Below are 2,844 nucleotides of genomic sequence, written 5' to 3'. Positions count from 1 at the left end.
GAGTAGCATTGAATAGTCAGGTTGGATGTTGTTCAAACTGGCATTCCTCTAGTACAGGAGGTGTTAGGGGCTAACTTTACGAAAGGCGAGTTATTATGAAAAGCAACAAAAGTAAGTCAATCGCACTTATCTCTGTCGTTGTTTTCGCGTTGGCTATTGCTGCGCTTAAATTCGAAAACACGCTCGGAGTTCTTCCCATCGTAGTCGCTATTATCGCGTTTTTTACTTGCGTTATTTATACCAGTAGATACCTGTCTGATATGAAGCGTTCAGAGTTGATAAGTCAACCCAAACAAGCTCGAAAAATGTGTTCCAACGCATCACGCAATGAGCTTGATGCGTGCGATAAAAAGCGTTGAAGCGAGTCACATTCTCCGTATACTTTGCTGGAGCATTAATGCACTAACGTGTCGGAGATAAGCATGTCAAATCGAGTACCAACCAACATACTGACCGGATTTTTGGGTGTCGGTAAAACGACCACGATTTTAAATCTACTGAAGAACAAACCGGAAAAAGAAAACTGGGCGGTTTTGGTCAATGAATTTGGTGAGATTGGCATCGACGGTGCATTGATGACCGACCAAGGCGCGCTGATTAAAGAAGTGCCGGGTGGTTGTATGTGCTGCACTGCGGGTGTGCCGATGTCGGTAGGTATCACCGCATTATTGCGTCAAAAACCGGACCGTTTATTGATTGAGCCGACAGGCCTTGGTCATCCAAAACAGGTTATCGCGACGCTTACCTCACAGCAGTATGAACCTTACGTTGATCTTAAAGCGACGATTGCCTTGGTTGATCCGCGTAACTTAAGTGATGAAAAGTATCTTTCTAACCAAAACTTCGTGGACCAGTTAGACAGTGCAGATGTGGTTATTGGTAGTAAGGTTGACCTATGTTCCAGCCACGACCTTGATGTGTTTAATGACTGGGTGACGGACCAATCCCCTTCAAAAGTATTCAGTAAGCTTATTCATGACGGTGAGTTGCCGATAGAAGTCTTGGATATTGAGCGGGTTTACGGCAGCGCTTCTTCCCATATCGAGTCACATCATCATGACCACGCTCATCAAGAGCCTCAATTCCAATTGGCGCCTGGTGAAGCCTTTGTGCGCAAAGAGAACAAAGGGCAGGGTTATTTTAGTTGTGGGTGGTTGTTTGGGGCAGAGTATAAGTTTGATTTTGAAAAGCTTTTCTCTATGCTTTCGGACTTGACCGCAGAGCGTGTTAAAGCAGTGGTCAATACGGATCAAGGTTGTTACGCGTTTAATGTTGCCAACCGAGTCGTGTCGGTGAATGAAATCAGCTTAGAAGGCTTTGAATCACGATTAGAAGTGATAGATTCTCAGCTGTTGCCATGGGATGAGCTTGAGCGAATTCTCCTTCAGTTATCTGGCATCAAACATTAAATCGCGCAAAGGTTAAACGAAAACGGTGAACCACTAATATATCTGTGCTCACCGTTTTTTCTTTTGTAGGATTTCAATGAGAAAAGTGAGATAAATCACTCAAATTCGGGTATAGTGCACGGCTAAATTTTTAAAGCTATTTTTAGTGGTTTGTTTAAGGAATACGCTCAATGTCATTTTCATCTCAAGGTTTTGCGCCAGAAGTGGTTAAAGCACTGGCAGAATGCGGTTATGAAAAGTTAACGCCAATTCAACAGAAGGCGATTCCAATGGCTCGCAAAGGCCATGATATTTTCGCTACAGCACAAACAGGTACTGGTAAAACGGCTGCGTTTTCTCTGCCTATGATTCAGCAGTTGCTAGACAGTAACCGTAGCGCTTCTCGTAAGACTGCTCGCGCACTTATCTTGGCTCCAACTCGTGAGCTTGCTGAACAAATTGCTGACAACATCAAAGCTTACACGAAATACACGAACCTGTCGGTGGCTGCGATTTTCGGTGGCCGTAAAATGTCTTCTCAAGTAACGGCATTAGAAAACGGTGTAGATATCCTAGTGGCTACACCTGGTCGATTGGAAGAGCACATTGAACAAGGTAATGTCTCGGTCGCACACTTAGAGTTTTTAGTGTTTGATGAAGCAGACCGTATCTTGGACATGGGCTTTATTCACGCAGTACGTAAGATCATGCTAGATGTGGATACTGATCCGCAAATTATGATGTTTTCTGCAACGACTTCGAGCCAACTAAATCTGTTAGCAAAAGATATCCTGCGTAAGCCTAAGCGTATTGAAGTTGAGCGAGCGAATACGACAGCACAGACAGTTGCTCACGTGTTATATCCAGTTGATCAAGAGCGAAAAACGGAACTGCTTTCGGAGCTGATTGGTCGTAAGAACTGGAAACAAGTGTTGGTATTTGTGAACTACAAAGAGACCGCAAACGACGTTGTAAAAGAGTTGAAACTTGATGGTATCAAAGCGGTGGTTTGTCATGGTGACCGTGCTCAAAGTGCTCGTCGTCGTGCGTTAGAAGAGTTCAAGTCCGGTAAAGCACGTGTCATGGTGGCTACCGATGTCGCTGCTCGAGGTCTAGATATTGAAGATTTACCTCACGTTGTGAACTATGACATGCCTTTCCTAGCGGAAGATTACGTTCACCGAATTGGTCGTACAGGCCGTGCAGGTAAACAAGGTCATGCCGTTTCATTTGTAAATCGAGATGAAGAGCTCACGGTTGTTCAGGTTGAAAATCTAATCCAGCAACGCATTCGCCGTATTGAGCTTGCAGGCTATGAACCAAAACAGCGTGAATCTTACATTGAAAAGCTGCACTCAAAACCAGCGTTTAAGAATCGTCAAGGTCGTCGTAATAACCCGAACCAGTCGGCAACAGACCAAGGGTCGGCAGAGCGTCGTCTTGCTATGGTGAAGCG

At 44.7% G+C, this 2,844-nt stretch carries 3 protein-coding genes; all 3 read left to right on the top strand.

The annotated features are described in order from the left end of the window. Nucleotides 1-95 precede the first annotated feature (95 nt). Entirely contained in the window at nt 96-359 is a 264-nt protein-coding gene (locus CAG68_RS16375; RefSeq protein WP_005375648.1) for a hypothetical protein, read from the top strand. A gap of 63 nt (nt 360-422) precedes the next feature. Further along, complete coding sequence (locus CAG68_RS16370; protein ID WP_017821090.1) at nt 423-1,409, top strand: CobW family GTP-binding protein; 987 nt, start codon at nt 423-425, stop codon at nt 1,407-1,409. A 170-nt stretch (nt 1,410-1,579) separates the two neighbouring features. Then, nucleotides 1,580-2,844, top strand: a 1,265-nt coding sequence (locus CAG68_RS16365) for a DEAD/DEAH box helicase (RefSeq protein WP_161441373.1), incomplete at its 3' end; no start/stop codon positions are given.

Source organism: Vibrio sp. V42_P2S4T144, from assembly GCF_009904715.1.
Lineage (GTDB): Bacteria > Pseudomonadota > Gammaproteobacteria > Enterobacterales > Vibrionaceae > Vibrio > Vibrio alginolyticus.
This window is presented reverse-complemented; position numbering and strand designations above follow the sequence as displayed.